This is a genomic window from Vibrio sp. 10N.261.52.A1, assembly GCF_002876325.1.
GTDB lineage: Bacteria > Pseudomonadota > Gammaproteobacteria > Enterobacterales > Vibrionaceae > Vibrio > Vibrio chagasii.
On the sequence record NZ_MCYD01000627.1, the window covers coordinates 1 to 1262 of the forward strand.

Below are 1262 nucleotides of genomic sequence, written 5' to 3' on the forward strand. Positions count from 1 at the left end.
TGTAGTGGCATAGTGAATTTGGCCACCTGATTAAGAGGTGATGTATGATCATCTCGATACTAAAACAGGTGACATTATGACTAAGCGTGAAAGACGCACTTTTAACTCAGAATTTAAGCTTGAATGCGCTCAGTTGGTGCTTGACCAGGGGCGGACTTACAAAGAAACCTGCGAAGCAATGGGCATAGGAAAAACCACTCTAGAAAGCTGGGTGAGGCAACTCAAAGCGGAAAGAGCTGGTAAAGCACCAAGTGCATCACCATTGACTCCAGAGCAAAGAGAAATCCGCGACCTTAAAAAGAAAATCAAGCGTATTGAAGAAGAAAAGGAAATTCTAAAAAAGGCTACGGCTCTCTTGATGTCAGACTCCCTGAACGGTTCTCGATAATCGAGAAACTCAAGAAGAGTTATGCTGTAAAACGGCTTTGTGAAGTGTTCGGGGTTCATCGCAGTAGCTATCGTTATTGGGCAAATAGAGATAAATCTCTGTCGTCAGAGCGTGTGCTTGTTCGTGCCGAAGTTCGCCGAGCTTATGAGCTGAGCAATGGTTCCGCTGGGGCGAGAACCATTGCAGATATAGTAACAGCGAGAGGCATTCCACTTAGTCGTTATCGAGCGAGTAAGTTTATGAAAGAACTAGACTTAGTCAGTTGCCAGCTACCGAAACATGCGTACAAAAAAACACAACAGGAACATGTTCATATACCCAATCGATTAAATCGTCAGTTCGCGGTAACTGAACCGAATCAAGTCTGGTGCGGCGATGTGACCTACATCTGGACGGGACAGAGATGGTCTTATCTTGCGGTTGTTATTGACTTGTTCGCACGAAAAATCATCGGTTGGGCGATGTCTAACTCACCAGATAGCGCATTGACCAGCAAGGCGTTGACCATGGCCTATGAGAGCCGTAGAAAGCCGTCTGGTGTCATGTTCCACTCGGATCAAGGTTGCCACTATACGAGTAAGAAGTATCGCCAGTTACTATGGAGATATCGAATTACTCAGAGTATGAGTCGTCGTGGGAACTGTTGGGATAACAGTCCTATGGAGCGAGTGTTCAGAAGCTTGAAGACGGAATGGGTACCAAAGAATGGCTATAGAAGTTTTACAGAGGCACAGCAAGCAATAACTGATTACCTAGTTGGCTATTACAACCAGCATCGTCCACATCAATATAACGGTGGATTAACCCCAAATGAGTCAGAACGACAGTTCTGGTTCCCTTATAAAACTGTGGCCAGTTTTACTTGACCACTTCA

The 1262-nt window shown here is 45.1% G+C and carries 1 protein-coding gene; it reads left to right on the top strand.

Annotated elements, in window-relative coordinates:
• Positions 1-76: 76 nt before the first annotated feature.
• Positions 77-1254 (top strand): IS3 family transposase gene (locus BCT81_RS11375; RefSeq protein ID WP_102424366.1). Its coding sequence is split into 2 segments (ribosomal slippage): positions 77-344 and positions 344-1254, totalling 1179 coding nucleotides; the frame shifts between segments, so codons are not numbered across the junction.
• Positions 1255-1262 lie beyond the last annotated feature (8 nt).